1 protein-coding gene is annotated in these 1,436 nt (G+C 76.0%); it reads right to left on the bottom strand.

Features of this window, described 5'->3' with window-relative positions; genetic code table 11:
* Nucleotides 1–1,436 (bottom strand): tetratricopeptide repeat protein (locus AWZ10_RS51765; RefSeq protein ID WP_482258122.1); only part of this gene is annotated, 1,436 nt, incomplete at both ends.

Genomic DNA, 1,436 nt, shown 5'->3' with positions numbered 1-1,436 from the left:
AGTCGCGGGCCGCGTGCAGCCGGACGTCCGCAGAGCCGGTCCCGGTCCGGGCGGCGACCCGCAGGGCGTCGAGCGCTGCTGCCCGGTCGTCCGCCTCGCCGGTGGACTCGTGCCGCAGGTTCAGCACATGGGCGAGGTTGGCCAGCGAGCGGCTCAGGTCGGGATCGTCCGGTGGGGTGTCCGCGACCACCCGTCGGGCCAGCGTCACCGCCTCGTCGAGGTCCCCGTCGTCGGAACGGGCGGCCAGGGCGAGGAGCAGACTGCCGCGGACCGAGGTGGCCGACCGGCCCTGGCCGAGCTCGGCCAGGGCCCCGCGTGCCGTGTCGACGGCCTCCACGGCTGCCGCCGCGCTATGCGCCGACGCCTCGCGCAGCGAGACCGCCAGATTGGCGAGCTGGAGCGGCAGATGGGGATCGGTGGGCGCGGTGGCCCCCACGGCCGTGCGCAGGCTGGCGATGGCCCGCTCCAGCGCGTCCTGGTCACCGGTGACGCGGTGGTGCGCGTGCAGGGCCAGACCATGGGCGCCCGCGACCGTCGCCAGCCGCCGGGACGACGGGGACGACGGCCCGGTCGCCATCGCCTCCTCCAGGAGCGCGAGCGCCTCGGACAGGTCGTCCCGGACGCCGAGCGCCTCGTGACGTTCGGTGAGGGCGGTGGCCAGATTGCTGAGCAGACCGGGACGCTCGGGGTGATCCGGCGGGGCCAGGCGCAGCGCCTCGCGCTGGAGATCGATGTCCTCGTCCAGGTCGGCGAGGTCGCCGTCGCGGGTGTAGCGCGCGTACAGTGCCCCGCCCAGGTTGCTCAGCCGCAGCACCCGCTGGTGGGCGGGACCATCGCCGCGTACGGCGGCCCGGCCGGCGGCGATCGCCTCGTCCAGCTCGTCGTCGACGCCGTCCAGCCGGGTGCGGGCGGCGAGGGCGGAGCCCAGGTTGTTGAAGTGGATCCCGGCGTCGGGATGATCGTCGCCGAGCAGGGCGAGGGCCTCGCCGTACCGAACGATCGCCGCGTCCAGGTCGGCGGGCTCACCGGTCTCCTCGTGCCGCAGGAGCAGCAGGACTCCGAGGTTGCCGAGGCGCCGGGCACGGTCGCCGGGCGGGCCGACCTCGATGGGGGCGGCCGACTCGCCGTACGCGATCGCCTCGTCCAGTGACCCGGCGTCGCCGCTCAGCAGATAGCGGCAGCGCAGGACGTCGGCGAGGGTGTCGAGCGTGTCGGCCCGCCGCTGCTTGTCTTCCCCCGCCAGGGCCAGCGCGGTCCGCGCCACCCTCTCGGCCTCCGCCGCCACGCCGACGTCCTCGTGCTGGTCGGCCCATGCGCACAGCACTGCGGCGGCGATCTGCCAGACGTCGGAACGAGCGGCCGTCGGGGCGGGATCGGCCGCGGGTACGGCCGAGTGGGGCGCCGCGCCGACGGCACTGGTCCCGCGCGCGCCCGAG

The sequence above is a fragment of the Streptomyces europaeiscabiei genome (assembly GCF_001550375.1).
Classification (GTDB): domain Bacteria; phylum Actinomycetota; class Actinomycetes; order Streptomycetales; family Streptomycetaceae; genus Streptomyces; species Streptomyces europaeiscabiei.
The sequence above is the reverse complement of the archived record's forward strand: the minus strand, read 5'-3'. Positions and strand labels throughout refer to the sequence as shown.